Origin of the sequence: Paraburkholderia bannensis, from assembly GCF_014200455.1 — a bacterium.
GTDB classification, from domain to species: domain Bacteria; phylum Pseudomonadota; class Gammaproteobacteria; order Burkholderiales; family Burkholderiaceae; genus Paraburkholderia; species Paraburkholderia bannensis_A.
Genome location: NZ_JACHBW010000014.1, coordinates 21621 through 45916, shown reverse-complemented (window position 1 = coordinate 45916; position 24296 = coordinate 21621). Strand labels below are relative to the sequence as shown.

General features: G+C 64.4%; 24 protein-coding genes. 16 read left to right on the top strand and 8 right to left on the bottom strand.

What is annotated here, in order from left to right; all coding sequences use genetic code 11:
* Positions 1-47 precede the first annotated feature (47 nt).
* Together F4827_RS22815 and F4827_RS22810 are read right to left on the bottom strand one after the other, a co-directional pair.
* Positions 48-1595: a SulP family inorganic anion transporter gene (locus tag F4827_RS22815; RefSeq protein WP_183727566.1), complete on the bottom strand. Its 1548-nt coding sequence runs from the start codon at positions 1593-1595 to the stop codon at positions 48-50.
* Positions 1596-1633: 38 nt separating this feature from the next.
* A complete protein-coding gene (locus F4827_RS22810) occupies positions 1634-2257 on the bottom strand; it encodes a carbonic anhydrase (protein ID WP_183727568.1) in 624 nt (207 codons plus the stop codon).
* A 375-nt stretch (positions 2258-2632) separates the two neighbouring features.
* Between F4827_RS22810 and F4827_RS22805 the strand changes: the two genes are divergently transcribed.
* The 9 genes from F4827_RS22805 to F4827_RS22765 all read left to right on the top strand — a co-directional run bounded on the left by F4827_RS22805 (position 2633) and on the right by F4827_RS22765 (position 10197).
* Positions 2633-3211 carry a hypothetical protein gene (locus F4827_RS22805; RefSeq protein ID WP_183727571.1) on the top strand — a complete coding sequence of 193 codons (579 nt, stop codon included), beginning with the start codon at positions 2633-2635 and terminating at the stop codon, positions 3209-3211.
* 141 nt (positions 3212-3352) lie between these two features.
* Positions 3353-3700: a winged helix-turn-helix domain-containing protein gene (locus F4827_RS22800; protein WP_183727572.1), complete on the top strand. Its 348-nt coding sequence runs from the start codon at positions 3353-3355 to the stop codon at positions 3698-3700.
* Positions 3701-3748: 48 nt separating this feature from the next.
* Entirely contained in the window at positions 3749-4249 is a 501-nt protein-coding gene (locus F4827_RS22795; RefSeq protein ID WP_183727575.1) for a DUF523 domain-containing protein, read from the top strand.
* 206 nt (positions 4250-4455) lie between these two features.
* On the top strand, positions 4456-5487 hold the full coding sequence (locus F4827_RS22790; RefSeq protein ID WP_183727578.1) for a DNA-binding protein: 1032 nt from the start codon (positions 4456-4458) through the stop codon (positions 5485-5487).
* A 127-nt stretch (positions 5488-5614) separates the two neighbouring features.
* Positions 5615-6325, top strand: a complete 711-nt coding sequence (locus tag F4827_RS22785; RefSeq protein ID WP_183727579.1) for a pyridoxamine 5'-phosphate oxidase family protein — start codon at positions 5615-5617, stop codon at positions 6323-6325.
* Positions 6326-6421: 96 nt separating this feature from the next.
* Complete coding sequence (locus tag F4827_RS22780) at positions 6422-7711, top strand: FAD-binding oxidoreductase (RefSeq protein WP_183727581.1); 1290 nt, start codon at positions 6422-6424, stop codon at positions 7709-7711.
* Positions 7712-7725: 14 nt separating this feature from the next.
* Positions 7726-8283 (top strand): helix-turn-helix domain-containing protein, encoded by a 558-nt coding sequence (locus F4827_RS22775; protein ID WP_183727583.1) that lies wholly within the window; start codon positions 7726-7728, stop codon positions 8281-8283.
* A gap of 112 nt (positions 8284-8395) precedes the next feature.
* Positions 8396-9742 carry a glutamine synthetase family protein gene (locus tag F4827_RS22770; RefSeq protein WP_183727585.1) on the top strand — a complete coding sequence of 449 codons (1347 nt, stop codon included), beginning with the start codon at positions 8396-8398 and terminating at the stop codon, positions 9740-9742.
* Positions 9743-9918: 176 nt separating this feature from the next.
* Positions 9919-10197: an HU family DNA-binding protein gene (locus F4827_RS22765; protein WP_027818693.1), complete on the top strand. Its 279-nt coding sequence runs from the start codon at positions 9919-9921 to the stop codon at positions 10195-10197.
* A 214-nt stretch (positions 10198-10411) separates the two neighbouring features.
* On the opposite strand, the gene F4827_RS22760 is transcribed toward F4827_RS22765, so the two are convergent.
* The 3 genes from F4827_RS22760 to F4827_RS22750 all read right to left on the bottom strand — a co-directional run bounded on the left by F4827_RS22760 (position 10412) and on the right by F4827_RS22750 (position 12733).
* A complete protein-coding gene (locus F4827_RS22760) occupies positions 10412-11932 on the bottom strand; it encodes a diguanylate cyclase domain-containing protein (RefSeq protein ID WP_409258845.1) in 1521 nt (506 codons plus the stop codon).
* Positions 11933-11993: 61 nt separating this feature from the next.
* Positions 11994-12299 carry an NIPSNAP family protein gene (locus tag F4827_RS22755; RefSeq protein ID WP_183727587.1) on the bottom strand — a complete coding sequence of 102 codons (306 nt, stop codon included), beginning with the start codon at positions 12297-12299 and terminating at the stop codon, positions 11994-11996.
* Positions 12296-12733: a rhodanese-like domain-containing protein gene (locus F4827_RS22750; RefSeq protein ID WP_260175382.1), complete on the bottom strand. Its 438-nt coding sequence runs from the start codon at positions 12731-12733 to the stop codon at positions 12296-12298. Before F4827_RS22750 ends, F4827_RS22755 begins: the two co-directional genes overlap by 4 nt.
* A gap of 97 nt (positions 12734-12830) precedes the next feature.
* Between F4827_RS22750 and ftrA the strand changes: the two genes are divergently transcribed.
* Positions 12831-13814, top strand: a complete 984-nt coding sequence (gene ftrA, locus F4827_RS22745; RefSeq protein WP_183727592.1) for a transcriptional regulator FtrA — start codon at positions 12831-12833, stop codon at positions 13812-13814.
* A 31-nt stretch (positions 13815-13845) separates the two neighbouring features.
* On the opposite strand, the gene F4827_RS22740 is transcribed toward ftrA, so the two are convergent.
* Positions 13846-14853 (bottom strand): NAD(P)-dependent alcohol dehydrogenase, encoded by a 1008-nt coding sequence (locus F4827_RS22740; protein ID WP_183727593.1) that lies wholly within the window; start codon positions 14851-14853, stop codon positions 13846-13848.
* Positions 14854-15198: 345 nt separating this feature from the next.
* Between F4827_RS22740 and F4827_RS22735 the strand changes: the two genes are divergently transcribed.
* Positions 15199-16575, top strand: a complete 1377-nt coding sequence (locus F4827_RS22735) for an MFS transporter (RefSeq protein ID WP_183727596.1) — start codon at positions 15199-15201, stop codon at positions 16573-16575.
* Positions 16576-16597: 22 nt separating this feature from the next.
* Here the strand turns inward: F4827_RS22735 and F4827_RS22730 are convergent, their stop codons facing one another.
* Positions 16598-17014, bottom strand: coding sequence for a DUF427 domain-containing protein (locus tag F4827_RS22730; protein WP_183727598.1), 417 nt, complete (start codon positions 17012-17014; stop codon positions 16598-16600).
* A gap of 91 nt (positions 17015-17105) precedes the next feature.
* Positions 17106-17948 (bottom strand): MetQ/NlpA family ABC transporter substrate-binding protein, encoded by an 843-nt coding sequence (locus tag F4827_RS22725; RefSeq protein WP_183727600.1) that lies wholly within the window; start codon positions 17946-17948, stop codon positions 17106-17108.
* A 259-nt stretch (positions 17949-18207) separates the two neighbouring features.
* Here F4827_RS22725 and F4827_RS22720 point away from each other — a divergent pair, with 259 nt between their 5' ends.
* The 5 genes from F4827_RS22720 to F4827_RS22700 all read left to right on the top strand — a co-directional run bounded on the left by F4827_RS22720 (position 18208) and on the right by F4827_RS22700 (position 24293).
* Positions 18208-19773 (top strand): MFS transporter, encoded by a 1566-nt coding sequence (locus F4827_RS22720; protein WP_183727602.1) that lies wholly within the window; start codon positions 18208-18210, stop codon positions 19771-19773.
* A 150-nt stretch (positions 19774-19923) separates the two neighbouring features.
* A complete protein-coding gene (locus tag F4827_RS22715) occupies positions 19924-21186 on the top strand; it encodes an SfnB family sulfur acquisition oxidoreductase (RefSeq protein WP_183727604.1) in 1263 nt (420 codons plus the stop codon).
* Positions 21187-21222: 36 nt separating this feature from the next.
* Positions 21223-22476 carry an SfnB family sulfur acquisition oxidoreductase gene (locus F4827_RS22710; protein ID WP_183727606.1) on the top strand — a complete coding sequence of 418 codons (1254 nt, stop codon included), beginning with the start codon at positions 21223-21225 and terminating at the stop codon, positions 22474-22476.
* A gap of 11 nt (positions 22477-22487) precedes the next feature.
* Positions 22488-23867, top strand: coding sequence for an LLM class flavin-dependent oxidoreductase (locus F4827_RS22705; RefSeq protein WP_183727608.1), 1380 nt, complete (start codon positions 22488-22490; stop codon positions 23865-23867).
* 159 nt (positions 23868-24026) lie between these two features.
* A complete protein-coding gene (locus F4827_RS22700) occupies positions 24027-24293 on the top strand; it encodes a helix-turn-helix transcriptional regulator (RefSeq protein ID WP_183727610.1) in 267 nt (88 codons plus the stop codon).
* The last annotated feature ends 3 nt before the right edge of the window (positions 24294-24296 follow it).

Here is a 24296-nt window from a genome sequence, read left to right as displayed (position 1 = left end):
ATCATTCAGGCGCGCCTCGGGCGCGCTTTTTTTTCGTCAATGCCGATTCAGGTCGTGCTCGCCGGACGTGCCCAGGGCAGGCGCCGCCGCGCGCTTGCATCGATGCGCGGCCACTGCATGCGCTCCACGGCGATATGTCGTCGCGGTGCATCGGCAATGAAGCGATCGAGCGTTTCGCGTATGTCGCGATCGACGAAATCGGCGCGCTCCGCATCGATCAGCACGGTCGCGTGATCGGGGATGCGGGCGAGGCAGCGCATCAGCATCGGCTTCGCAAGAAATGAGGCATCCTTACGAAACGAGAGCAGGTAGTGGTCGTCGTGTTCGGCCAGTGCGAAGGTGTCGTCGAGGTTGGCGCGCATCGCCAGCAGCATGCTCGCCGCAATGCCGATTCCGATGCCGATCAGCAGATCGGTCGCGAGCACGCCCACAATGGTGGCGACGAAGGGAATCAGGCGTTCCGCGCCTTCGCGCATCATCGCCACGATGAGTTGTGGCTTCGCAAGCTTGTAGCCGGTCTGGATCAGAATTGCCGCGAGGCAGGCGAGCGGGATGAGATTGAGCACGCTCGTCAAAGCAAACACGCTCACCAGCAGCAACACGCCATGCACGAAGGCTGAAAGACGCGTGCGCGCGCCCGCGTTGAGATTGGCGGAACTGCGCACGATGACCGCGGTGATCGGCAAGCCGCCCAGCGCACCGGCAACCATATTGCCGATGCCCTGAGCCTTGAGTTCGCGGTCGGGCGAGGCGCGCCGACGCTGCGGGTCCATCTGCTCGACGGCTTCGAGGCTCAGCAGGGTTTCGAGGCTTGCCACCACGGCAAGCGTGAGCGCGACGCGCCAGACATCGGCGTCCACCAGTTGCGTGAAATCCGGCAGGGCGAGCGCGCCAGCCAGCGCGTCGAACGAGCCGAGCGAATCCAGCGCCACGCGCTGCCCGGCCGGCAAGCCGAGAGCAGGCGCGACCATATCGAGCAACACCGTCACGCCGATGCCGAGCGCCACCACCGCGAGCGGTCCCGGTACGGCGCGCACCAGCGCGAAGCGTTTGGCGCGCGGCGTTTCCCACACGAACAATAATGCGACGGATACGACGGCGAGCGCGAGTGCAGGCAGAAGCACCGGACCAACCGGCGTCGCGAGTGTGGCCGACGATGCGGGCGCCCCGACACCCATCGCCAACGGCACCTGCTTGACGATCAGCAGCAGGCCAATCGACGCCAGCATGCCCTTGATGACGGGCACCGGCACGAAGCTCGCCAGTTGACCGGCGCGCAGCAGGCCGAACACCACTTGCAGCGCGCCCGCGATCAGCACGGCGCAGAGGAAGGCCGAAAAGCTGCCGAGCGTGCCGATCGCCGACACCACGATCACAACGAGGCCCGCAGCCGGGCCGCTCACGCTCAGATGCGAACCGCTGAGCAGCGCGACCACCAGGCCGCCGACGATGCCCGAGAGCAGCCCGGCAAACGGCTCGACGCCGGAAGCCGTGGCGATGCCCAGGCACAGTGGCAGCGCGACGAGAAAGACCACGATGCCCGCGAACAGGTCGCTGCGCAGGGTCGTGAAGTCGATGGAGCGTGATTTCGACATGGAAATTCCAGGAGTGGGGAGGGAAGTCGGCAGGACTTTCAGGCGGCGGCGATGGCGGTTTGCGTGCTGGCTGCGTCGTTCGCTTCGTGCAATTGCAGAAGCCGGCCTTCACGCAGGCCGAAGACCCAGCCATGCACCTGCGGTCTGCGTTTGGCGTCGCGCAGGATCGGCGATGCTTCGAGGCGCTGGACCTGCTCGATCACGTTGAGTTCGGCGAGGCGGTCGACGCGGGCGTCCATATCCGCGATGGCGTCGAGTTTGGCGCGATGGCGCGCGGCGAGTTCGCGCAGCCCGGCAATACGGCGGTTCACGAGAGGCAGCGCGGGCGAGGGCGCCGACAGCGCGGCGCGCACGCCGCCGCAGTGATGATGGCCGCACACAATGATGTGTTCCACTTCGAGCACGTGGACGGCGTATTCGACCACGCTGGAGGCGTTGGTGTCGTCGGCGGCGAACAGGTTCGCAATGTTACGGTGTACGAATAATTCACCGGGCCTCGCGTTGATGATGCGTTCGGCGGGCACGCGGCTGTCCGAGCAACCGATCCAGAGCACGCGCGGCTGTTGTCCTTGTGCCAGCTGGCTGAAGAAGTCCGGCTCACGGGTGGCGACTTCAGCGGACCAGGCGAGATTGGCTAGCAGAAAGCGTTTCGGAGGGTTCATCGTTTGAGGCTCCAGAAGTGGGGCGAGTGGCAAGGCCCGCATCGCCAGCGTCGAATTTGGTGTTTACGAATAGCTTTCTATAGAATGGTTCCGAAAATAAATCGCGCGCCACGAAAAAAAATCGAAAAATATTCAGGGCATGCGTTTTATTGCGTTTGCATGACGATGAAGCCAACTTGCGGGCCATTCCCATCGGGCCGGCGTGTCCTCATTACGTTGAGGGGCGTTTCGTATGGTGCAAATTTCCACCGTGCCTCTTGTCGATCGAACGGATTGACGTTATATTTTTTATAACAATAGAACCTGAGAGAGCTCCGAAGCGACGCAGCGCGCCCCGCACATTGCGCGGGCGCGCCGCGTCGCGCGGTTGGTCGTATGGCTTCATCCGACACCTGGCTGGTCCGATATCCCCTGTTTCGCGAGGCGCTTTTCCATGGCGCCATGCCGCTTGGCGCATTGCCTCCCCAGGCGCGCGCGGTGGTGGCCAAGCGCGTATTCGCGGGAGACGGCGCAAAAGACATCGCCGGCAGCGCGGCGCTGCACGTCGTCAGCGACGTGCGCGTGGCGTACGTGGAGTTGCCCATGTCGCTAGTCGATCAGGCGGTGCGCGATCATCGCGTGCCCGATGGCGATGACGACGCATCCCTCAATCACGCCATTGGCGAAACGCGCCTGCACTATCCGCGCGTTGCCAGGCCGCCGTGTCTGCTGATGCCGGGCCAGGGCGTTTTCCTCGATAGCTGGATGCGCTTTTTCGTCTATCGCGCCCGCGGCGATATCAACGTGCCGGTGCTGGCGGTAGATTGGTTCACGTTGTACGAGCGCATCGCGCGCGTGCTGGAAAACGAGCGCGCAGCAAGCCCCGCAGCAAGTGTTTATGGGCGAAGTTTCGATGACCTATGGGTCTCGCGCGAACCCGGTCTGGTTCGAATAGCACCTGATAGAAATAATTAGAAGAAAGCCTCCGGCATCGTGGCGCCAGATCCCCGATGCAAAAGCAGTGGTGCGCTTATCGGCGCGGTAGAATGCCTCGCGCTCCCATGCGCGCGACATGCATGGGAAGGACTGCAGTCGACGATAGGCGACTTCCTCACCATGACGCGCCCTGCTGATATCTACTTCCGTTTCCTGCAACTGGCGGATGCGCTGCGCGGCCTGCCCGCGCTGCCGGCGCTCGATCCGCTCGAACAGCGCATCCTTGAACTGGTGGCGCGCGTTAATCAGACGCACGAACGCCTGTCCGTGCGGGACATCATGGGCAAGAGCGAACTGGGGTCGCCGGCCACGCTGCATGCGCGGCTGACATCGATGCGCGAGAAGGGCTGGATCCGTCTGGGCGATACCGAGGACGCACGCCGCAAGCAGGTCGAACTCACGCCTGCCGCGTTGCGTCATTTCGACAAACTCTCTGAAGCGTTGATGCGCGCTGCGAAGGATCAGTGACGGTTGCGCGGTTCCAGTTTTCCGCTTGCCGCCTCCGCCTCAATTTCGATGATTCACAAGATTCTCGTCAGTGCGTGTCTGCTTGGCAGCCCGGTCCGATACAACGGCGCGGCGAAGACGCTCGCGCATCCGCTGCTTGACGAGTGGCAGCGCGAAGGGCGCATCGTTTCCGTTTGCCCCGAATTGATGGGTGGTTTTGGTGTGCCGCGACCGGCGGCGGAAATCGCACAGGCGCAGTCGGGTGAAGCGGTGCTGGCGGGTGATGCGCAGGTGGTCGATCTGGCTGGGGCCGATGTGACGGCGCTGTTCGTGGTGGGTGCGCGGGCGGCCCTCGCGGCAGCACGCGAGCATGATTGCCGCTTTGCTTTGCTCATCGACGGTAGCCCTTCGTGCGGTAGCCGGTTTATTTACGACGGCAGTTTTTCGGCCCGGCGTCATGCAGGGGCAGGGGTGACCGCGGCATTGCTCCGCGCGCATGGCATCGAAGTGTTCGCGGATTCGGAGATTGGCGCGCTGCACGAGCGCCTGGCTCGCCAAGAGCAGGGCTGATCGCGTTTCCTTTCTGGCGGCTCGCGCCCGGCGAGCTTCGCAACTTCTCACAAATCGACAGGCACGGGCGCAAGGCGCGCTCAATCAAGCATGCTGCACTTTAAATTCGAACATTATAAAAGTAATGTCTAAATAATGATAACAAAAAGTAGAAAATTGACGGTTTACGTTGTAATATTTATCAATCAAAAGCATTGAGCCCCACTATGACCGACGCTGCTCCCGACGAAGTCCGCATCACCGCTGAAATCGAACGTCTTAAGGTTGAATTTCCCAAGACGCGGGAGTTGTATCGGGAGGTCTGCGCCCTGCTGTTCTTCCGCTTCGGCGTGACGCCTACCGCCAACCGCCTCTATCAGTTGGTGCGACGCGGCAGCATGGGCACACCCACGGCGGTTCTCTCCGAGTTCTGGGCCGAATTGCGCGAAAAGAGCCGCGTGCGTATTGAGCATGCGGATCTGCCAGAAGAGTTGCAGGGCGCAGCAGGGGAACTGGTCGCTGCGTTGTGGACGCGCGCCACGGCAGCCGCGCAGGCGTCGCTGGAAGTGTTGCGAGGCGAAGTCAGCGAGGCGCGGCGCGAAGCTGAGGCCCGCGTCATTGCCTTGCAGAACGATCTCGCGCGCACGGAAACGGCGCTGGAGCAGCGGACCACGGCCTTGCTCGCCGCGCAGGTCCGCATCCACGAACTGGAGCAGGCGCAGGCAGCGGGCGAAGCCACCCGCGTGGCGCTGGAAGGACAAATCGCCGGCCTTGAGCAGGCGGGCCGGGACCGCGACGCTGCACTCGTCCAGGCGCGTGCCGACTTCGCCGCGGAACTCGACAAGCTACGCGCGGGCGCCGAACTCGCGCAAACGCGTCTGCAGGCGGCAGAAAGACGCGCGCTGCTCGAAATCGAGCGCGAACGCGCCGCCAATGCGCGCCTGCAACGCGATCTTGAGGCCGCAAGCAAACGCGCCACGCTCGCCGAAGAGACCGCGCGCACTGAAATGCAGGCGCTGCAAGGCCAACTGGGCGATCTGCGGCATCAGGCCGGGATGCTCGAAGGGCGTCTGGATGCGCTGCGCACGGCGCACGCTACGCAAACGGAAGAACTCGAAACATTACGCAGCAAGGCGAATGCGGCAGCACCCGCGCATGTCGCGCCGGGTGCGCGCCGCACGCCACGGCGCGCGGCTCGGGCGACAGACAGCGCGGCCAAGCCGTTGCGTGTTATGCGCAAAAAGCCGGTAAAGGACTGACGATAGCCCTGCAGAATCCGCGAGGCATGCTGGCCCTATGTCTTGAGCTCATGCTGGGTCTACCGTTGGAGCCACGGCTTCGCTAACGTGATCGGCTTTCCCCACCCCTGAACAGGAGAAGCCGAGGATGTCCCAGAGCGACAACAACGATACCGACTCCGTCGATTCCGTCGCAACCCAGGGCGCGCCGTCGTCGCGCACGCGTGTGCGACGCATCGCCCAGCGCGCCGATTATGATCCCGCCACGCTGCACGCGATTCTCGATGCAGCCTACGTCTGCCACGTCGCCTTTGCCGATGCTCAAGGCGTCCATTGCATTCCCACCGCGTGCTGGCGCGAGGGCGATCATCTCTACATCCACGGCTCCAATGGCAGCCGCATGCTCAAACTCGCCGCCGAGGGCGCGCAGGTCTGCGTGACCGTCACACACATCGATTGCCTGGTGCTCGCACGATCGGCGTTCAATCACTCGATGAACTATCGCTCGGCGATGATCTACGGGGCCTTCGAAGTCGTCGCGGACGACCATAAGAGCGCCGCCCTCGACGCATTCATGGAGCACATCGCGCCCGGACGTGTGCACGAAGCGCGCGCGGGGAAGCGCAACGAACTGGCCGCGACCACGGTGCTGCGCCTGCCGCTCGACGAAGCGGTCGCGAAAGTACGCGCGCACGGCGTCAAGGACGACGAGGAGGATCTCGATCGCCCGGTCTGGGCGGGTGTGCTGCCGATGGCGCTTCAACCGCTCGCGCCCGAGCGCGACGGCGACTTGCTGCCAGACGGTGAACCGGCGTATGTGCGCGAATGGGCGCGCCGGGCCGCTGCTGCCGGCCGATGAGTCGATAAGGGGGCAGGAAACCCCCCGCTTGCCTCCGTGAAATTGCCGTGCTAATTTTTCATGAAATTAAGCCGATAAAATTTCACGGATGCCGCCATGTTCGTCGAGTCGCCCCAGCACGTAGAGAGTTACTACGCCCGCACGCTGCCTGCCGCAGCGCCCGTGCGCCCGGCGCTGCAAGAGGATTGCGACGCGGACGTCTTGATCGTCGGCGCGGGATTCAGCGGTCTGCATACGGCCTTGCGTCTCGCGCTTGCCGGCAAACGCGTCGTCGTGGTCGAGGCGAGCCGGGTGGCCTGGGCCGCATCGGGCCGCAACGGCGGTCAGGCTTTGCTGGGCTGGTCGTGCGATATGGGGCCGCTTGAGCATTCGCTGGGCGTTGAGCGCGCCCGCGAACTCTGGGACAGCATGCGCTGGGCTGCGCGCGAAGTGCGCGAGTTGTCGCAGCGTCATGGTTTCGACATCGATTACCGGCCCGGCAGTCTGTGGGCCGCCGTGAAGCGCAACCGCGTCGCGCTGCTCGCAGAGGCACGCGATGAGGCGGCGCAGAAGTGGGGCTACGACGCGTTGCGCGTGATCCCGCAACAGGACATGCCCGACTGGATCGGCAGCCCGCGCTATCGCGCCGCGCTCTACGATCCCGAAGCGGGCCACCTCAATCCACTCAAGCTCGCGCTGGGCATCGCCGCCGCCATTGAGCGCGCGGGCGGCCGCATTTTCGAGCGGACCCGCGTGCTCAAGTGGCGCGAAACGCCATCCGGTTTCATCGCGAACACGCCCGATGGATCAATTCGCGCGGATACCCTGGTGCTCGCCTGCAACGCCTATATCGACCGGCTCGACAGCGAACTGGCGCGCCGCGTGTTGCCGGTCGGCACGTATCAGGTGGCGACCGCGCCGCTCGATCCCGCGCTCGCGAGCGAACTGCTGCCGCGCAATAGTTGCGTGATCGACAATCAGTTCGTGCCCGACTATTTCCGTTTGAGTCCCGATCACCGGCTGCTGTTCGGCGGCGCCTGCACTTATCTGGGCGGTATCCCGAAGGACATCCGTGCGGCCATCCGGCCGAGTCTCGAACGCGCATTTCCGCAACTGCGCGGCGTCGAATTCGAGCATGCGTGGGGCGGTCATATCGACATCAGCATCCGGCGCACGCCCGACGTGGGGCATGCACGCGGACGCTACTGGCTGCAAGGTTTCTCCGGTCATGGCGTGCTGCCGACGCTGGCCGCGGCGCGCGCGGTATCCGACGCGATCCTCGGCGATACGCGCTTGCTCTCGCACTACGAGGCCATCCATAATCCGCGTTTTCCGGGCGGCGATGCCCTGGCTGCGCCGCTCGAAGCGCTGGGCAAGTTCTGGTATCGCCTGCGCGACGTCGTTTAGAGGGGGAAACCGGCATGGACAGGCAGGAAGAGATCGAAGGACTCGCGATCCTGATTCGCGATCTGCGCAAGCACAAGAAGGTGACGCTTTCGGAGCTGGCGCAGCGCATCGGGCGTTCGGTGGGGTTTCTCTCCCAGGTCGAGCGCGGCCTGTCGCGACCGACTGTTGCCGATCTCACTGCCATCGGCGAGGCCTTGCAGACGCCCACGACCTACTTCTACAGCGTGAGCAAGCCGCGCGCGCTGCCGTGGGTGACGCGTCCGGGCGAGCGCCGCACGCTTTATTACGGTGGCGGCATCACGGATGTGCTGGTGTCGCCGAGCATGTCGTCGGGCTTTTCGATGCTCGAAAGTCTGCTGGAGCCAGGTGCGACCAGCGGCGAGCGTCCCGTCGACGATAGTGACGAGCAGGGCGGTTTCGTGCTCGATGGCGAGCTGACGATCTGGCTCGACAGTGACGGCGAACCGGTCACGCTCAAAGCCGGCGACAGTTTCCAGTTGCCTTCGCGTTGCCGCTTCAGTTATGCGAATCTCGCGGAGCAGCCGGCGCGCGTGCTTTGGGTGTTCACCTGATCGCAGGTCAAAGCCACGATTGATGGAGTTTCAGCACGCTTTTCAACGCGTGCTCGTCTTTTAATTAGTTCGTAATCCAGATTAAAACTGCTGGCGTATAAAAGGACCCGACGTGACCGACCTCGCCCCCGATCTCCTGAGCGAAGTACGCGCTTTTCGCGCGACCCATCCCGACGTGCAGTATGTCGATCTGATCTGCCTCGATCTGCCGGGCCATTTCTATGGCAAGCGTTACCCCATCGGCATGCTGGAAAAAGTCGCCGCCGGCGCCATGCTCAAGCTGCCGCAAAACTGCATCCTGCTGGGCGCGCAGGGCGGTGTGTATCCGATCGGCGAATACTGCTTTCACGATGGCGATCCCGACGCCGCGCGCCGTCTCGTGCCGGGCACGCTCAAACGGGTGCGCTGGGAGCAGCAGCCGCTCGCGCAGATGCTCATCACCTCGGACGGCACGGCCGCGCCGATTGCATTCGAGCCGCGCGAAGTGCTTGCGCGCGTGCTGGAGCGTTTCGCGCGGCGGGGTCTCAAACCGGTGGTCGCCTTCGAGCTGGAGTTCTATCTGTTCGACGCGAAGCTGCGCGAGGGACTGCCGCAGCACGCGCGCGACCCGCTGTGCGACGATCCCGACGATCAGCCGAATATGCATATCGAACGGCTTTCGCGTTTCGCGCCGGTGCTGCACGAGATGGTCGAGACGGCGCGCGAACAGGGTGTCGACGCAACGGTCATCACTGCGGAGCTGGGCCCCGGCCAGTTCGAAATCAACTTCGGCCACTGCGAGGACGCGTTGCGCGCGGCTGACTGGTCGGCGCTGTTCTGCCGCAGCACCCGAGGCGTGGCAATGCGACACGGCTACCGCGCGAGCTTTATGTCGAAGCCCTGGCTCGATGCGCCGGGCAGCGGCATGCACGTTCACGTCAGTCTCTACGACGAGGCGGGCCGCAACGTGCTGGCGGCGCACGAGCGGCGCGCCCTGCGTCATGCCGTGGCGGGGTGTCTGGCGCTGCTGCCGCATTGCATGCCGATTTTTGCCGCCAGTCACAACGCATTCCGGCGCTATGGCGCGATGGTGAATGCGGCTAGCCGGGCGAGCTGGGGCTTCGAGGATCGCGACGCCTGCATCCGCATTCCGGAGTCGGACGAGGCGAATTTGCGCATCGAGCATCGGCTCGCCGGCGCCGACGCCAACCCCTATCTGGTGCTCGCCGCCATCCTCGCCGGGATCGAATATGGGCTCGATGCGGGTCGCGAACCAATCGCGCCGCTCAACGAAAACCGCGCGAGCGGGGTCGATTTTCCGGGCGATATGCTCTCGGCGGTGGCCGCCATGCGCAGCCACGCCGGGGTGCGCGAGGCGCTCGGCGAGGACTTTGTGATGGTCTATTGCGAAAATAGACGGCAGGACCACCTCGATTTTATGAACGCAATTGCCGCACGCGAATATCGGTGGTTTTTGTAAAAATACGCGAAATAGACACTAAATAGCTGAGAAAATCGCCTTGCATGAATCGTTCCTGCCCACCCGGGGCGTCTGTAAGCCCCGTGTGCCTTACGTTTCGATATGCAACGCGATTTGCCTGTTTTGCCCGCGTGAGGTAGGGTATGCAGGTTTTCTCAACTCAATACAGGTAGCAGATGAACAAACAGGAACTCATTGACGCAGTCGCCGCAAGCACGGGCGAGACCAAGGCAGCCACGGGCGCGGCAATCGACGCGATCCTCGAAGTGGTCACCAAGGCGGTCACGTCGGGCGATTCCGTGCAGCTCGTCGGCTTCGGTTCGTTCTCGACCGGCCAGCGTGCAGCACGCGTCGGCCGCAACCCGGCCACGGGCGCGGAAATCCAGATCGCTGCGGCCAAGACGGTCAAGTTCACGGCCGGGAAGGCCTTCAAGGACGCCGTCAACGCGTCGTGATGCCTGGCCGCCGCCGCGCGGCGCGTGCGCGGTTCATGACGTGACGCGGGCGTTTTGCGCCTTGGTTGCGTTCGAACCGATTCACGCCCACTGCGCGGTTTCGGCTGCGCATGCGCGGCGGTAGGTTGCATCACACTCCGGGAGCGGAACGCATTGCGTCCCGCTCCCGGTTGCCGTTTACATCGGCAAAATATGCGTTGTCCGAAGTGATGGCCTAGAGAGCGTCCTTGCGCGAGGTCGCGAGCTGTTCCGGCGACGCAGCGCCATGGCGCGCGAGTTCGTTACGGCGACGCTTGGCCTCGTACATGGCCGCGTCCGCGCTACGCAGCATGCCTTCCACGCTTTCGCCTTCCTCGCAGCAGGCCCAGCCCAGCGAAAAGCTCAAACGCGGGCCGCCATAGAACTGGTTGTTCAGCTCGACCAGCTTGCCGATGCTGTCCGCGACAATTTCGGCATCGCGCGCGTCGGCGCCGGGCATCAGCACCGCGAATTCGTCGCCGCCAATCCGTGCGGCCTGGTAGGGTTTCTGGATCGCTTTCGCCAGCACTTCGCCGGCGCGGCGCAGCAATGCGTCGCCGCACGCGTGGCCGAGCTGATCGTTGACGGTCTTCAGATTGTCCATGTCCAGTACGATCGCGCTGACCGGGAACGGGCCCTTGCGCTGCAGCCTGTTCACTTCATCGACGTAAAAGGAGCGATTCTTGAGCTTGGTGAGAACGTCGTGCTTGCCGAGGAATTCGAGGTAAGCCTCGGCTTTCTTGCGCGCCGTGATGTCGGTCAGAGCGAGCAGCACGAGATCCCAGCTTTGTTCATGACCCGGAAACACCGAGAATTGCAGATGGACGTTGAGTTCGCTGCCGTCGAGCGCGTAATTGATGACTTCGCGTTGCTGGAACAGACGGCCTTCCCACAGGTCGAGCAATTGCTCGCGAAAATGCGGGCGCATTTCGTCGCGGAAAACCTGCGGCAGGCGCGCGAGCAGCGTTGCCTTGTCCGGCGCGCGATACATGCCCAGCGTGTAGTGATTGACGTCGAGCACCTGGATTTCGCTCATGCAGCGCTCGACAAATTCGGGGTGCACGTCGGTAAAAGTGCGGAAATCGACGATGCCCTGCATGCGTACTTCGTCCAGCAACTCACGGATCGCCGAAAAATTTTCGACCCACAGCGACACCGGCGCATGCTCGAAAACGCCGAGCGCGTATTGCTCGCTCGCGGCCGCCCGATGACGCGCTTCTTCGAGCGCCGAGACGTCTTCGATCGAAACGAGCACGCGGCTCCAGTCGTTTTCGTGGCCCGGCAGGATCACGCCGCGCAGCAAAATATCCATGCGGCGGCCGCCTAGCGTGTAGTTCACGCTCTTGCTTTCGAAGGTGGAACTGCCTTGCCACATCTGTTCGAGTTCGCCCACGTGCGCCTGGAACATATCGTCGCGCAGGACTTCGGCGAGGTGGGCGGTGAGTTCCTCGTGACTGCGCGCGCCATAGAGCGCGAGCGTATGCCGGTTCACCTTGAGCACGCGAATGCACGCCGAGCATTCGGCTACGCGGCGCGGATCCTCTTCGAGCCAGGCGCGGATATCGGTCACGCCGGCCTCGCGCCAGCGCTCGAACAGGGCGCGCAGCAGACTATAGTCTTCGAGCCACAGGGAGGTGGGCGTGACGTCGAAGAAGTCGAGCAGATCGACGCCCATACTGGCAAAGCTGGCGGCGGTGGCCGGAGTGCCTTGTTGCATGTCGGGTGCAAAGTGAGAAGTTGAGGCGCGCTGCGGTCCGTGCGGCGCGCTACGCAGCATCCTACCCGAATACGGGGCGCATGAAACTGCGTTCATAACTCACGATGCCGCGGGTTTCGTCCGCGTACCGGAAGGCCGCCTGGCAATCGGCGTCGTGCCGGGATTGCTCGCGGTAGGTCTCGTAGGCGGCCAGGCTCGGAAATGAAAACAGGGCGAGCGCAATATTGTTCGCGCCTTCGCCGGGCAGAAAATAACCGTGATGCTGGCCGCCGAAGCGCTCGACGAGGGGAATCCACATCTTGGCGCAGGCTTCGAATTCGGTAAGACGGTAAGGGTCGAGGACGTAGCGCAGCGTGCAGGTGATCATGGTTGGGCAATACCTTCGGTGGTGGCCAGGGCATGCGATTCTAGTTCGTTTAGCGCAAATCCTTCGTCGATCCATCCCGTGATGCCGCCCGGCATGATCTTGACCGGACGCCCCAGCCGCGCCAGCCGGATCGCGCTGCGCGTCGCGCCGTTGCAGTGCGGGCCGGCGCAGTAGGTGACGAACAGCGTTTCAGGCGGATAGCCCGCGAGCTTCGATTCCACGATCTTGCCATGCGGCAGATTCACCGCGCCCGGAACATGGCCGCGCGCAAAGAGCGCCGGGCCACGCACATCGAGCAGCACGAAGTCGGGCGGCGCGGCGGCAGCGAGCGCGGCGTGGACGTCGGCGCAATCGGTCTCGAACCTCAGCGAGGCGCTGAAATGGGCAAGCGCTTCTTCGCTGGGCGCGGCGGGGATTTCGGATACGGATGACATGCCTGGCTCCTGTTGGTGGTGTCGATAGCGGTCATTCTCGGGCCCGCCCCGAAAACGCGACAGTGGCGCGATTGCCAATCTCCGGTAACATCGCGCCATGTCCGATCCTGCCCGCCAAGTCACCCATCGCGCCCATCTTGTCGTGGCGCTCGCCTACGACCGCCTCTGCACATTCGAATTCGGCTGCGTGACCGAACTGTTCGCGCTCGAACGCCCTGAACTCGATGTGCCGTGGTATCGCTTCGCCGTCTGCTCGGCCGAGCGCGGGCCGTTGCGAGCCGCGGGCGGCATTACGGTTTGCGCGCCTTATACGCTGGCGATGCTCGATCGCGCGCAGACCATCGTGATTCCGGGCTGGCGCGATCCGGACGAGCGGCCGCCCGAGGCCTTGCTCAAGAAGTTGCGTGCTGCCCATGCACGCGGCGCGCGGTTGTGCTCGATCTGCTCCGGCGTGTTCGTGCTGGCGGCGGCGGGCGTGCTGGGCGGTCAGCGTGTGACCACGCACTGGCGTTACGCGCAGCGCTTGCAGCAGCGCTATCCCGAACTGCAAGTCGAGCCCGACGCGCTCTATATCGACGAAGGCCAGGTGCTGACCTCGGCGGGTTCAGCGGCGGGCATCGACATGTTGCTGCATCTGGTCCGCCGCGACCACGGCGGCGCAGTGGCCAACCGCGTGGCGCAGCGGCTCGTCGTGCCGCCGCATCGGGAGGGCGGGCAGGCGCAGTTCGTGCCGCGACCGATGCCGCGCGACGAGGCGAGCCCGCTTGCGAGGCTGATGGACTGGGTGCGCGCGAATCCGCGCCTCGACCATAGCGTGGCGTCGCTGGCCGAGCGTGCCGCGATGAGCGCGCGCACGCTCCAGCGCCAGTTTCTCGACGCGACCGGCATGGGCCCTTACGCCTGGATCGTGCGCGAGCGCGTGAGCATTGCGCGCGATCTGCTCGAAGCGCGGCCCGATCTGCCGATGGATCGCGTAGCGGATCTTGCGGGCTTCGGCTCGGAGGAATCGCTCAGGCGGCATTTCCGCCGCATCGCGCTGACGAGTCCCGCTGCGTATCGCGAGCAATTCGCGCGGCGGTGACTCATTCGCCCTCTCGCTCACGATTGATCGTTCAGTATTCCAGAACGATCTTGCCGAAGTGCCCACCGGCCTGTTGCAGCCGGAAGGCGTCGCCGATTGCTTCGAGTGGGAACGAGCGGTCGATCACGGGCTTGACGCCGGTGGCGTCGATGGCGCGCACGAGATCGATCTGATGCTGCCGGCTGCCGACGATCAAACCCTGTAGACGCTGTTGCCGCCGCATCATCGTGCCGGTCGGCACGGGGCCTTCGATGCCGGTCAGCACGCCGATCAGCGCGATATGTCCGCCCACGCGCGTTGCCAGAATCGATTGTTCGAGCGTGCCGGGACCTCCCACTTCGACCACATGATCGACGCCCAGTCCGTTGGTGTATTCCAGCACCTGACGCGACCATTGCGGCTCGCGGCGATAGTTGATCAGATGGTCGGCGCCCAGCTTTCGCGCGCGTTCGAGCTTTTCGTCGGAGGACGAGGTGGCGATCACCGTGGCGCCCATCGCCTTTGCGTATTGCAGCGCGAACACCGACACGCCGCCCGTGCCGAGCACCAGCACGGTTTCGCCCGCTTTCAACGCGCCGTCCACCACCAGCGCGCGCCACGCGGTCAAGCCGGCTGTCGTGAGCGTGGCCGCTTCGGCGTGGGTGTAGCCGCGCGGGCTGTGCGTGAAGGCGGTGGCGGGTGCGACTACGGCTTCGCGCGCATAGCCGTCCACCCCGTCGCCGGGTGTGGCGGAGAAGTCGGGGATCGTCGGCGCACCATCCAGCCAGGGCGGGAAGAACGTCGAGACCACGTGATCGCCCACGGCGAATTCCGTTACGCCCGGGCCCACGGCTTCGACGACGCCCGCGCCGTCCGACATCGGAATGCGGCCATCGGCTGCGCCCATGCGACCGAGCACGACGCCGAGATCGTGGTAGTTCAGCGAACTGGCGTGCACACGCACGCGGATTTCGCCCGCCTGCGGCTCGCCCGGCGTGGCGATATCGACGAGCTTGAGGTTGTCCAGACCGGCGGGCGCGATCAGTTTGATGGCTTTCATTGATGACTCCGGGAGGGGGAAGGGCTCAAAAACAAAGGCGCGCAAACGCCCAACAGACGAAGCATAGACGCGCCGTCGCCCTGCCTGCCGCAAGGATGGCCGCGCCGGCTGAGGTAAGCGGTTTACCTTTGGCGAAACGATTTGCCATTGACAAATAATTTGTGCCACTCCTATGATGCGCCTACGGTAGTCAGAAAGTGACCGGCAGGCGCAAGTGTCGATGCTGCGACGCAACATCGACGCGCGATGCCGGTCAGAGCTGCCGTCGCTGACCTGAGCCGTTATCGGCCGGGTCGTTACAAAGGCGCATCAGACGCCGTTACCACATGGTTTGGAGACAGGCTCATGCCTCAATCGATCGTCACGGACCCCGCGTCCGAGTCTGCGTTCGCCCTTAACGCCGCCGCATCGCAAGCCCAGGGGTTGAATGCCGGCGATGACCTGCTGTACCGCAAGGTCGCCTGGCGCGTCATCCCGTTCCTGTTCGTCTGCTACGTCGTGTCGTTTCTCGACCGCATCAACATCGGCTTCGCGCAATTGCAGATGAAGCACGATCTCGGCTTCAGCGATGCGATGTACGGCCTCGGCGCGGCTGTGTTCTACGTCGGCTACGTGCTGTGCGAAGTGCCCAGCAATCTGCTGCTCGCGCGCTTCGGCGCACGCCGCACCTTCATGCGCATCATGCTGCTGTGGGGGATCGCCTCGACCTGCATGATGTTCGTGCATGCCCCCGCGCACTTTTACGCGCTGCGTTTCCTGCTGGGCGTGTTCGAAGCGGGCTTCTTTCCCGGCATCGTGCTGTACCTGACCTACTGGTTCCCGCCGCGCCGTCGCGCTGCGGTGTTCTCGATCTTCTTCGCGGGCGTGGCGGTGGCTGGCGTGCTGGGCGGACTGATTTCCGGCTGGATCATGCGCGATCTGAATGGCGCGATGGGGCTCGAAGGCTGGCGCTGGATGTTCGCGATCGAAGGCCTGCCCGCAGTGCTGCTCGGGCTGATGGCGGCGTTCAAGCTGGTGGACGGCCCCGCGCAGGCGCGCTGGCTCAGCGACACGGAAAAAGCGCATCTGATTGCGCAGCGCGACGGCGACGGCGATACCGCGCGCGACGGCAAGCACGCCCATTCGTCGCGCGCATTCCTCGCTGCGCTGGGTAATCCGCGCGTCTATCTGTTTGCGTTCATCTATTTTTCGCTGACCTGCGCCTCGCTCACGCTGAACTTCTGGATGCCGCTGATGATCCGCGACTTCGGCGTGCATGACGTGCTCGCGATCAGTCTGTACACGGTGATTCCGAATGCGGTCGGCGCGGTGGGGCTGATGTTGATTGCGCGCCGTTCGGACCGTCGCGGCGAGCGCCGCTGGCACTTCGCGGCCTGCACGGTCGGCGGAGGCATTGCGTTGACCCTGCTCACGCTGCATCTGGCGAGTTTTGCCGCGATGATGGCGATTCTGTCGATCGCCGCCGTGCTGATCTTCGCCGCGCTGCCGATCTTCTGGGCCGTGCCGCCCGCGTATCTCTCGGGCAAATCGGCGGCGGGAGGCATCGCGCTGATCAGCAGTATCGGCATCACCAGCGGCATCGTGAGCCCGTGGGCAATCGGCCTCATCAAGACACACACGGGCAGCATGGATAACGCGCTGTACGCGCTCGCCGCATTGCTGGCGGTGAGCGGCTTGGCCCTGCTGATTGGCGTGCCGGCGGTGAGCGCGCAGCGTCGCTAAGCGTCCTTGCAGGCAAGCGGACTCAGCCAGGCAGTTCCTCGATGGAATCGACGCGGTCTGGATAGAACGCCAGATGATTCTTGATCTGCGCGACGGCGTCGTAAGGCGCTTCGTAGGTCCAGATCGCGTTGATCGAGCGCTCGCCGCCCGGCGCGATGGAGTAGTAACAGGCGTCGCCCTTGTAGGGACAGTAGGTGCTGTGATCGGTGCGCGCGAGCAGGGCCATGTCGGCGTCCTCGCGCGGGATGTAGATCACGCCGGGGTAACTGGCTTCGCGCAGCGTCAGCGCGCGGCGCGTATCGGCGACGATCTTGCCCGCCACTTTCACGACCACGCGCGAAGGATTGCGCTCGATCGTAATGGGATGGTCGGGACCGGGGATTTTGACGGCTTTGGTGGGTTTGGCAGTACCGGAGGCATTAGCGGCATTGGCGGTCATGGCGGCGTTCCTTTCTTTTCGGCTGGAAACGCAACGTTACACCCGTGGCCGCTTTCGCGCTGAAAGCGGCCACGCCCGCTACACCGGTGCGTTATTGCTGCGGCGCGCCGTTCCACGCCGGCAGCGTCGTGCCGTGATACACCGCGAGAATCTTCTGCGCGACGTTAGCCTGCTGGTAGCTCGCCACCAGATCGCGCACCCACGGTGCGTTGGCGTCCTTCTCGTTGACGGCGATAAAGTTGCGATACGGGCTGCCGTCCACCTTTTCCTGCGCGATGCGTTCCTGCGGAATGCGGATGCCGGCCTTGACGGCCCAGTCGGTATTCACGACGGCGGCGTCCAGATCGCCGATGGCGCGCCCGACGATACCCGCATCGAGTTCCTTGATCTTGATTTGCTTCGGATTGCTTGCGATATCGCGCGCGGTGGGCAGCAGGCCGACATTGTCGCGCAGCTTGATGAGCCCATACGATTGCAGCAGCAACAGCGAGCGGCCCTCGTTGCTGGGATCGTTCGGCACGCCGATGGTCGCACCGGTCGGCAGTTCGGCAACCGAATGATGTTTGCGCGAATACAGGCCGATCGGCTGCACATAAGTGAAGCCCACCGGCACGATCGCGTAGTGGCGCGCGGCGATCTGCGCATCCAGATACGGCTTGTGCTGGAACGAGTTGGCGTCCAGATCGTGCTGCGCGAGCGCTTCGTTAGGCTGCGTGTAATCAGAGAACGTCGTCACCTTGACGTCGATGCCGTGCTGCGCGGCGTTGGCGGCGACCACGCGCCAGACGTCCTCGTCCTCGCCCGACATGATGCCCACGCGCACCGTATGCTGCGCCGCTGCGGCGGACTGGCCGAACGGCACCAGGGCCGCGCCCGCGACCAGCGCGATGGAGGCCAGCGCCGATGCCAGCAGGGTTCTCTTGCTCTTGTTCATATCCGTATTACCGTGACGTAGTGAAAGATGGGGCGATGCTAGGGGGTGCCCGCGCCGCCGCCAAATAATTTCGCGCGCGTTGGTTATCGAACGGATTGTCATAAGCACATGATGCGGCGTGCAAAGTGCCTTCGTACCAGCGCTGTTCTGACGCGCGGCGGTTTCCGCGATTTGCGCAAAGCATATGTGAAAACGTCGCTTTGACTGGTGCGATGCCCTGTCTACGATGCTGCGAATGCTATCTGGATGGATTTCGCGTATGTCAACCATTGCTGTTCCTTCTCACGATGCCGGTTTCGGTGCACACGGCGCCTCGAATCACGCCGATGCCCCCGCCCACACCGTCATTCGGAGCGCCGAAGACGTGGCGCGGCTCGTCAATTCAGGCCCCGCTCAGGGCACGCGCACACGTGCGGTGATTGCCATCGCATTGGGCGGCGTGTTTCTCGATGCCTACGACCTCACTTCGCTCGCCTATGGCGTGAAGGACATCGCGCGCCAGTTCGCGCTGACGCCGGCGCAGGTGGGGCTGGTGTCCGCCGCGATCACCTTCGGCGCGATTCTGGGGGCGCTGTTCGGCGGCTATCTGACCGACCGCATCGGCCGATATCGGGTATTCATGGCCGATATGCTGTTCTTCGTGGTGGCCGCCATCATCGCAGGCCTCGCGCCCAACGCCTGGGTGCTGGGCGGCGCGCGCTTTTTGATGGGTTTTGGCGTGGGGCTGGATCTGCCGGTGGCGATGGCCTTTCTCGCCGAATTCTCGCGCGTGGCGGGGCGCGGCAACAAGGCGGCGAGCGTCGCGGCCTGGTGCCCCGCCTGGTATGCGGCCACCAGCACCTGCTATCTGCTGATCCTCGGGCTCTACGCGATCCTGCCCGCGCATCACACGGACTGGCTGTGGCGGCTGACGCTTGCCTTCGGCGCGGTGCCCGCGATCGTCATTATTCTGGTGCGCCGCCGTTATATCAGCGAGTCGCCGGTATGGGCCGCGAATCAGGGCGATCTCGACGAAGCCGCGCGCATTCTCAAGCGTTCGTGGGGTATCGATGCGGTGGTCGAACGTCCCGCCGATCAAACCGCGGCGCAAGCCCAGGCCGCCATCGCGCCGCGCGCAACGTGGCGCAACTACGGCGTGCTGTTCAATGCCACCTATCGCCGCCGTACGATTCTCGCGGCCACCATCGGCGCGGCGTCTTCGTTCGGTTACAACGCGATCATCTTCGGCTTGCCCGTCATCATCGCGAGTTTCCTTAAGCAGGGGCCGCTGACGACCATCGTCGCGTCGCTGCTGCTCAATCTGCTGTTCGCGTTCGTGGGCGGCCTGATCGGCGTGCGCACCGCGCCTACGGTAGGCGCGTGGAAGATGACCGTGCTCGGTCATACCTTGCAGGTGATCGCGCTGGTGGGTCTCGCGTTGATCGGCCATCCGTCGAGCGGCGTGTTTGTCGCGCTTGCCATTCTGCTGCTTGGGGCCTATCTGTTTGGGCAAGGTTTCGGGCCGGGCTCGCATTCGATGACTTATGCGTCGCTCAGCTATCCGACTTCGCTGCGCGGTATCGGCGTGGGGTTCAATCAGACCCTGGTGCGCTCGTCTTCCACCGTATCGTTGTTCCTGTTCCCGGTGCTGGCGGCGGCGCTGGGCACCAAGGTGTTCTGGGTGATTGCGATTGCGCCGTTGACGTCGCTGCTCGTCTTGCTGGCGATTCGCTGGGAGCCGTCCGGCTATGACATCGACAGCGAAGACTATGGCGATGCCGCGGCCGAGCGTCACGCACGCGCCAGGGCGAACGCCGACGAATGCCCCGCATGCATGCGCTCATAGCCGATAACGTCATATGCAATCGCAGAAAAACTAGTAGGGGATTGGAGTTCGCACTGTTCAAATGCCAGCAGGACCCGCGTTCAAGCGCTGACATCATGTGACATCGAGAGTCAGTGCGTGCGGGACGCCAATCTGGTCAGTCGAATTGCCATGCCCACTAGTGATCATTCCAACGCCGCGGCGCGTGTGCCGCAGCTACCCGATCCGCGCCGAGTCAGGCGCATTGCCAACGATGCCCAGGCGCTCGAAGCGGCGCGCGGGCTCGCGCAATCCGTTGCATCCAGCGCTTCGCAGCGCGACCGCGAACGCGCGCTGCCGTGGGACGAACTGGAGCGCTGGTCCGAAAGCGGGCTGGGCGCGATCACCGTGCCGCGCGAATACGGTGGCGCGGAAGTCTCGTACGCCACGCTCGCGGAAGTGTTCGTGATTCTCTGCGCAGCCGATCCTGCCTTCGGGCAGATTCCGCAAAATCATTTCGGTGTGCTGGGTTTGTTGCGCGAAAGCGGATCGCCTGCGCAAAAGCAGCGCCTGTTTGGCGAGGCGCTGGCGGGGCATCGCTTCGGCAACGCCGGGCCGGAACGCCGTTCAGTTGCTGCGCCCACGATCCTGCAGGGCGCCACGCGTCTTTCCTCGACAGCCGATGGCTTGCGCCTGAACGGCGAGCGCTTCTACTCGACGGGCGCCTTGTTCGCGCATCGTGTGCCCACCCGCGCCACCGACGACGAAGGCCGTGCCGTGCAGGTCTGGGTGCCGCGCGACGCCGTGGGTCTCACCGTGATCGACGACTGGAGCTCATTTGGCCAGCGGACCACGGCAAGCGGCACGGTGCGCTTCGACAACGTCGCCATCGACCCGCAAGACGTCTTGCCGCTCTGGCAACTGGCGGATCAGCCGGGTCTCTTCGGCCCGACTTCGCAGATCATTCAGGCCGCCATCGATCAAGGCATCGCGCAGGCGGCGATTGCCGACGCCATCGCCTTCGTGCGCGAGCGCGCGCGTCCGTGGATGGACTCGGGCGTTGCGCGGGCCGCGGACGATCCTTACATCATCGCCGATATCGGCCGTCTACAGATCGATCTGCACGCCGCGCATGAAGTGCTGCTCGACGCCGGGCGCCTGCTCGACGAACTCGCGGTGGAGCGTTTCAGCAACGGCCTGAGCGAGAAGGCCAGCGCGCGCGCCTCGGTGGCGGTCGCAGCGGCGAAGGTGCTGACCACGCGCATCGCACTGGAAGCGAGCGAAAAGCTGTTCGAACTCGCGGGCTCGTCGGCGACGCGAGCGGCGCACAACCTCGACCGCCATTGGCGCAATGCGCGCACGCACACGCTGCACGATCCGGTGCGCTGGAAGCTGCATCTGCTGGGCAACTATCACCTCAACGGTGCGCTACCCGCGCGCCATTCGTGGAATTGAACAGGCATCGGACAGAATCCGATCGGGAATAGAAGCATGAATGTCGATATTTCTTCAGCGCTGCTGGAGCGCGGCGGCGAACCGCCGGCGCGAGCCCCGCAACAAACGCCTGCGCGTATCGCAAGCGATGCGCAGGCCATCGCCGTGGCACAGCGCCTGGCCCATGACTTCGCGCAGGACGCAGCGTTGCGCGACCGCGAGCGCCGTTTGCCCTGGGACGAACTCGACGCCTTCGTGGCAAGCGGGCTGTGGGCGATCACGGTACCGCGCGAATTCGGCGGTCCGGGCGTGAACAGCGGCACGCTGGCCGAGGTCACGGCGACCATCGCGGCGGCGGACGGCTCGCTGGGACAGATCCCGCAGAATCACTTCTACGCGCTCGAAGTGCTGCGCGTGGGCGGCAGCGAGGAACAGAAGCGCTTTTTCTACGACCGCGTGCTGGCTGGCGAACGCTTCGGCAACGCGCTGGCGGAGATCGGCCACAAGGATTTCGTGCGTCGCACGCGGCTTTCGCGCGACGCACAGGGCTGGCGCATCGACGGGCGCAAGTTCTACTGCACCGGCGCGCTCTATGCACACTGGATTCCCACGCTGGTGGTGAGCGAGGAGGCCGGGCGCGACGTGACGTATCTCGTGTTCGTGCCGCGCGCAGCCGATGGCGTGACGATCACCGACGACTGGGACGGCTTCGGCCAACGCGTGACGGGCAGCGGATCGGTGCAGTTCGACGGGGTGCGCGTGGAGCAGGAATGGATCGTGCCGTTCCAGACTTCGTTCGAGCGCGCGACCACCATCGGCCCGCTCGCGCAGATCATTCACGCGGCGATCGATCTGGGCCAGGCGCGCGGCGCATTCGACGCCGGGCTGCGTTTCGTGCGCGAACGCTCGCGTCCGTGGATCGACGCGAAGGTCGAGCGCGCCGCCGACGACCCGCTCACCATCGCGCAGTTCGGCGATCTGTCCGCGCGTCTGAGCGCCGCCGAGGCGCTGGTGCGGCGCGCAGGCCGTTTCGTCGATGCCGCGCAGGCCGCGCCCAACGAGCAATCGGTCGCCGAAGCCTCGATTGCGGTGGCCGAGGCGCGCGCGCTCACCACCACGATTTCGCTCGACGCCGGTTCGCGCCTGTTCGAACTCGCGGGCACGGCGGCGACGCTCGACGGTCTGGGTCTCGACCGTTTCTGGCGCAACGCGCGCACGCACACGCTGCACGACCCGGTGCGCTGGAAGTATCACGCGATCGGCAACTTCTATCTGAACGATGCGCTGCCGCCGCGCCACGGCGCTTTGTGAGGTCTGCAACCATGGCACAAGCGAACAAAAAGACGCTCCTGCTCAACGCGTTCAATATGAATTGCGTGGGTCATATCAATCATGGGCTGTGGACGCATCCGCGCGACCGGTCGGCGGATTACCGCAAGATCGCCTATTGGACCGATCTCGCTCGCACGCTCGAACGCGGCCTGTTCGATGGCCTCTTTCTGGCCGATATCGTCGGCGTCTACGACGTATATCAGCGCAATGTCGATGTGACGCTGCGCGAGTCGATCCAGTTGCCCGTGAACGATCCCACGCTGCTCGTGCCGGCGATGGCGGCGGTCACGCAGCATCTGGGTTTCGGCGTGACGGTTAATCTCACCTATGAAGCGCCGTATCTGCTGGCGCGGCGTTTCTCCACGCTCGATCATCTGACGCAGGGGCGTATCGGCTGGAATATCGTGACCGGCTATCTGGACAGCGCGGCGCGGGCGATGGGCGTGTCGGAGCAATTGCCGCACGATGAGCGCTACGAGCGTGCCGACGAGTACCTCGACGTGCTCTACAAGCTTTGGGAAGGCAGTTGGGAAGCCGATGCGGTGCTGCGCGACAAGGCCGCGCGCGTGTACGCGGATCCGGCGAAGGTGCATCGCGTGCAGCATGCGGGGCGCTACTACAACGTCGATGGCTACCATCTGGCCGAGCCTTCACCGCAGCGCACGCCGGTGCTGTTCCAGGCGGGCAGTTCGGGACGCGGGCAGCGCTTCGCCGCGCGTCACGCCGAATGCGTGTTCATCTCGCCGCCCAACCGCGCGGTGGGGCGCGAGACGGTGCGCGCGCTGCGCGAGCAACTGGTGCGCGCCGGGCGGCGTGCCGACGATGTGAAGGTGTTCGTCGGCGCGGCGGTGGTGACGGGCGCCACTGAGCGCGAGGCGCACGAGAAGTACGCGGATTATCGGCGTTATGCGAGCCGTGAGGCGGGACTGGCGCATTTCGCGGCGAGCACGGGCATCGATTACGCCCAGTACGATCTGGACGAGCCGGTCGACTACACGCCGGGCAACGCCATCGAATCGGCTACGCGTACGGCAAAGCAGCACGGCTGGACGCGCCGCTCGCTGCTGGAGATGTTCGAGCTGGGCGGGCGCTATCCGGCCATCGTCGGCACGCCGGCCCAGGTCGCCGACGAGTTGCAGGCCTGGGTTGACGAGGCCGATGTGGACGGTTTCAATCTGAGCCGCACCGTGGTGCCCGAAAGCTATGAGGATTTCGTCGATCTGATCGTGCCCGAATTACAGAATCGCGGCATCTACAAAACGGCGTACGAGGAGGGCACGCTGCGCAAGAAGCTGTTCGGGCAGGGCGATACGCTGCCGCAGCGGCATGCGGGCGCATCGTTCCGTCAGGAGGTGGCGGCTTCGGCCTGAGCTGTCCGATCGGCTTGCTGGGTCGTTTCTTGATCGATTTCTTGATCTGCCTACCGGTATTATTGGTATCAGCGATATTTCTTGTTTATGCTCGTCAGCGATATTGTTAAGATATCGTCTACAGGCATAGATTCGTTTTATGCTTTACAGGAATATCGCATGAAGATCATCGTCCATACGCCGGCGGGACTGGCTGAGATCCTCCATTCGGCCAGAAAAGAGCGCGGCCTGACCCAGACGCAGGTCGCGGCCCGGCTCGGCATCGGCCAGCCGCGCCTGTCCGCGCTGGAAACCACCGGCACGGCCAGCATCTCGCTCGAACAGATGCTGGCGCTATTCGCGCTCTACGATCTCGAACTGTGCGTGCAGACGCGCCACGGCCAAACGCCGCAATACGAAGCCCGCGAAGACGGGCCGGAGTGGTAGCCG

What these genes read in the sequence shown, in the direction of transcription:
- F4827_RS22790 (WP_183727578.1), top strand. Translation starts at nt 4,456, where the DNA reads ATGACCGACGCTGCTCCCGACGAAGTCCGCATCACCGCTGAAATCGAA.
- F4827_RS22755 (WP_183727587.1), bottom strand. Translation starts at nt 12,299, where the DNA reads ATGATCACCTGCACGCTGCGCTACGTCCTCGACCCTTACCGTCTTACC.
- F4827_RS22805 (WP_183727571.1), top strand. Translation starts at nt 2,633, where the DNA reads ATGGCTTCATCCGACACCTGGCTGGTCCGATATCCCCTGTTTCGCGAG.
- F4827_RS22725 (WP_183727600.1), bottom strand. Translation starts at nt 17,948, where the DNA reads ATGAACAAGAGCAAGAGAACCCTGCTGGCATCGGCGCTGGCCTCCATC.
- F4827_RS22715 (WP_183727604.1), top strand. Translation starts at nt 19,924, where the DNA reads ATGCCCACTAGTGATCATTCCAACGCCGCGGCGCGTGTGCCGCAGCTA.
- F4827_RS22710 (WP_183727606.1), top strand. Translation starts at nt 21,223, where the DNA reads ATGAATGTCGATATTTCTTCAGCGCTGCTGGAGCGCGGCGGCGAACCG.
- F4827_RS22705 (WP_183727608.1), top strand. Translation starts at nt 22,488, where the DNA reads ATGGCACAAGCGAACAAAAAGACGCTCCTGCTCAACGCGTTCAATATG.
- F4827_RS22720 (WP_183727602.1), top strand. Translation starts at nt 18,208, where the DNA reads ATGTCAACCATTGCTGTTCCTTCTCACGATGCCGGTTTCGGTGCACAC.
- F4827_RS22810 (WP_183727568.1), bottom strand. Translation starts at nt 2,257, where the DNA reads ATGAACCCTCCGAAACGCTTTCTGCTAGCCAATCTCGCCTGGTCCGCT.
- F4827_RS22815 (WP_183727566.1), bottom strand. Translation starts at nt 1,595, where the DNA reads ATGTCGAAATCACGCTCCATCGACTTCACGACCCTGCGCAGCGACCTG.
- F4827_RS22775 (WP_183727583.1), top strand. Translation starts at nt 7,726, where the DNA reads ATGGACAGGCAGGAAGAGATCGAAGGACTCGCGATCCTGATTCGCGAT.
- F4827_RS22785 (WP_183727579.1), top strand. Translation starts at nt 5,615, where the DNA reads ATGTCCCAGAGCGACAACAACGATACCGACTCCGTCGATTCCGTCGCA.
- F4827_RS22795 (WP_183727575.1), top strand. Translation starts at nt 3,749, where the DNA reads ATGATTCACAAGATTCTCGTCAGTGCGTGTCTGCTTGGCAGCCCGGTC.
- F4827_RS22700 (WP_183727610.1), top strand. Translation starts at nt 24,027, where the DNA reads ATGAAGATCATCGTCCATACGCCGGCGGGACTGGCTGAGATCCTCCAT.
- F4827_RS22765 (WP_027818693.1), top strand. Translation starts at nt 9,919, where the DNA reads ATGAACAAACAGGAACTCATTGACGCAGTCGCCGCAAGCACGGGCGAG.
- F4827_RS22740 (WP_183727593.1), bottom strand. Translation starts at nt 14,853, where the DNA reads ATGAAAGCCATCAAACTGATCGCGCCCGCCGGTCTGGACAACCTCAAG.
- F4827_RS22750 (WP_260175382.1), bottom strand. Translation starts at nt 12,733, where the DNA reads ATGTCATCCGTATCCGAAATCCCCGCCGCGCCCAGCGAAGAAGCGCTT.
- F4827_RS22760 (WP_409258845.1), bottom strand. Translation starts at nt 11,932, where the DNA reads ATGCAACAAGGCACTCCGGCCACCGCCGCCAGCTTTGCCAGTATGGGC.
- F4827_RS22780 (WP_183727581.1), top strand. Translation starts at nt 6,422, where the DNA reads ATGTTCGTCGAGTCGCCCCAGCACGTAGAGAGTTACTACGCCCGCACG.
- F4827_RS22730 (WP_183727598.1), bottom strand. Translation starts at nt 17,014, where the DNA reads ATGACCGCCAATGCCGCTAATGCCTCCGGTACTGCCAAACCCACCAAA.
- ftrA (WP_183727592.1), top strand. Translation starts at nt 12,831, where the DNA reads ATGTCCGATCCTGCCCGCCAAGTCACCCATCGCGCCCATCTTGTCGTG.
- F4827_RS22735 (WP_183727596.1), top strand. Translation starts at nt 15,199, where the DNA reads ATGCCTCAATCGATCGTCACGGACCCCGCGTCCGAGTCTGCGTTCGCC.
- F4827_RS22800 (WP_183727572.1), top strand. Translation starts at nt 3,353, where the DNA reads ATGACGCGCCCTGCTGATATCTACTTCCGTTTCCTGCAACTGGCGGAT.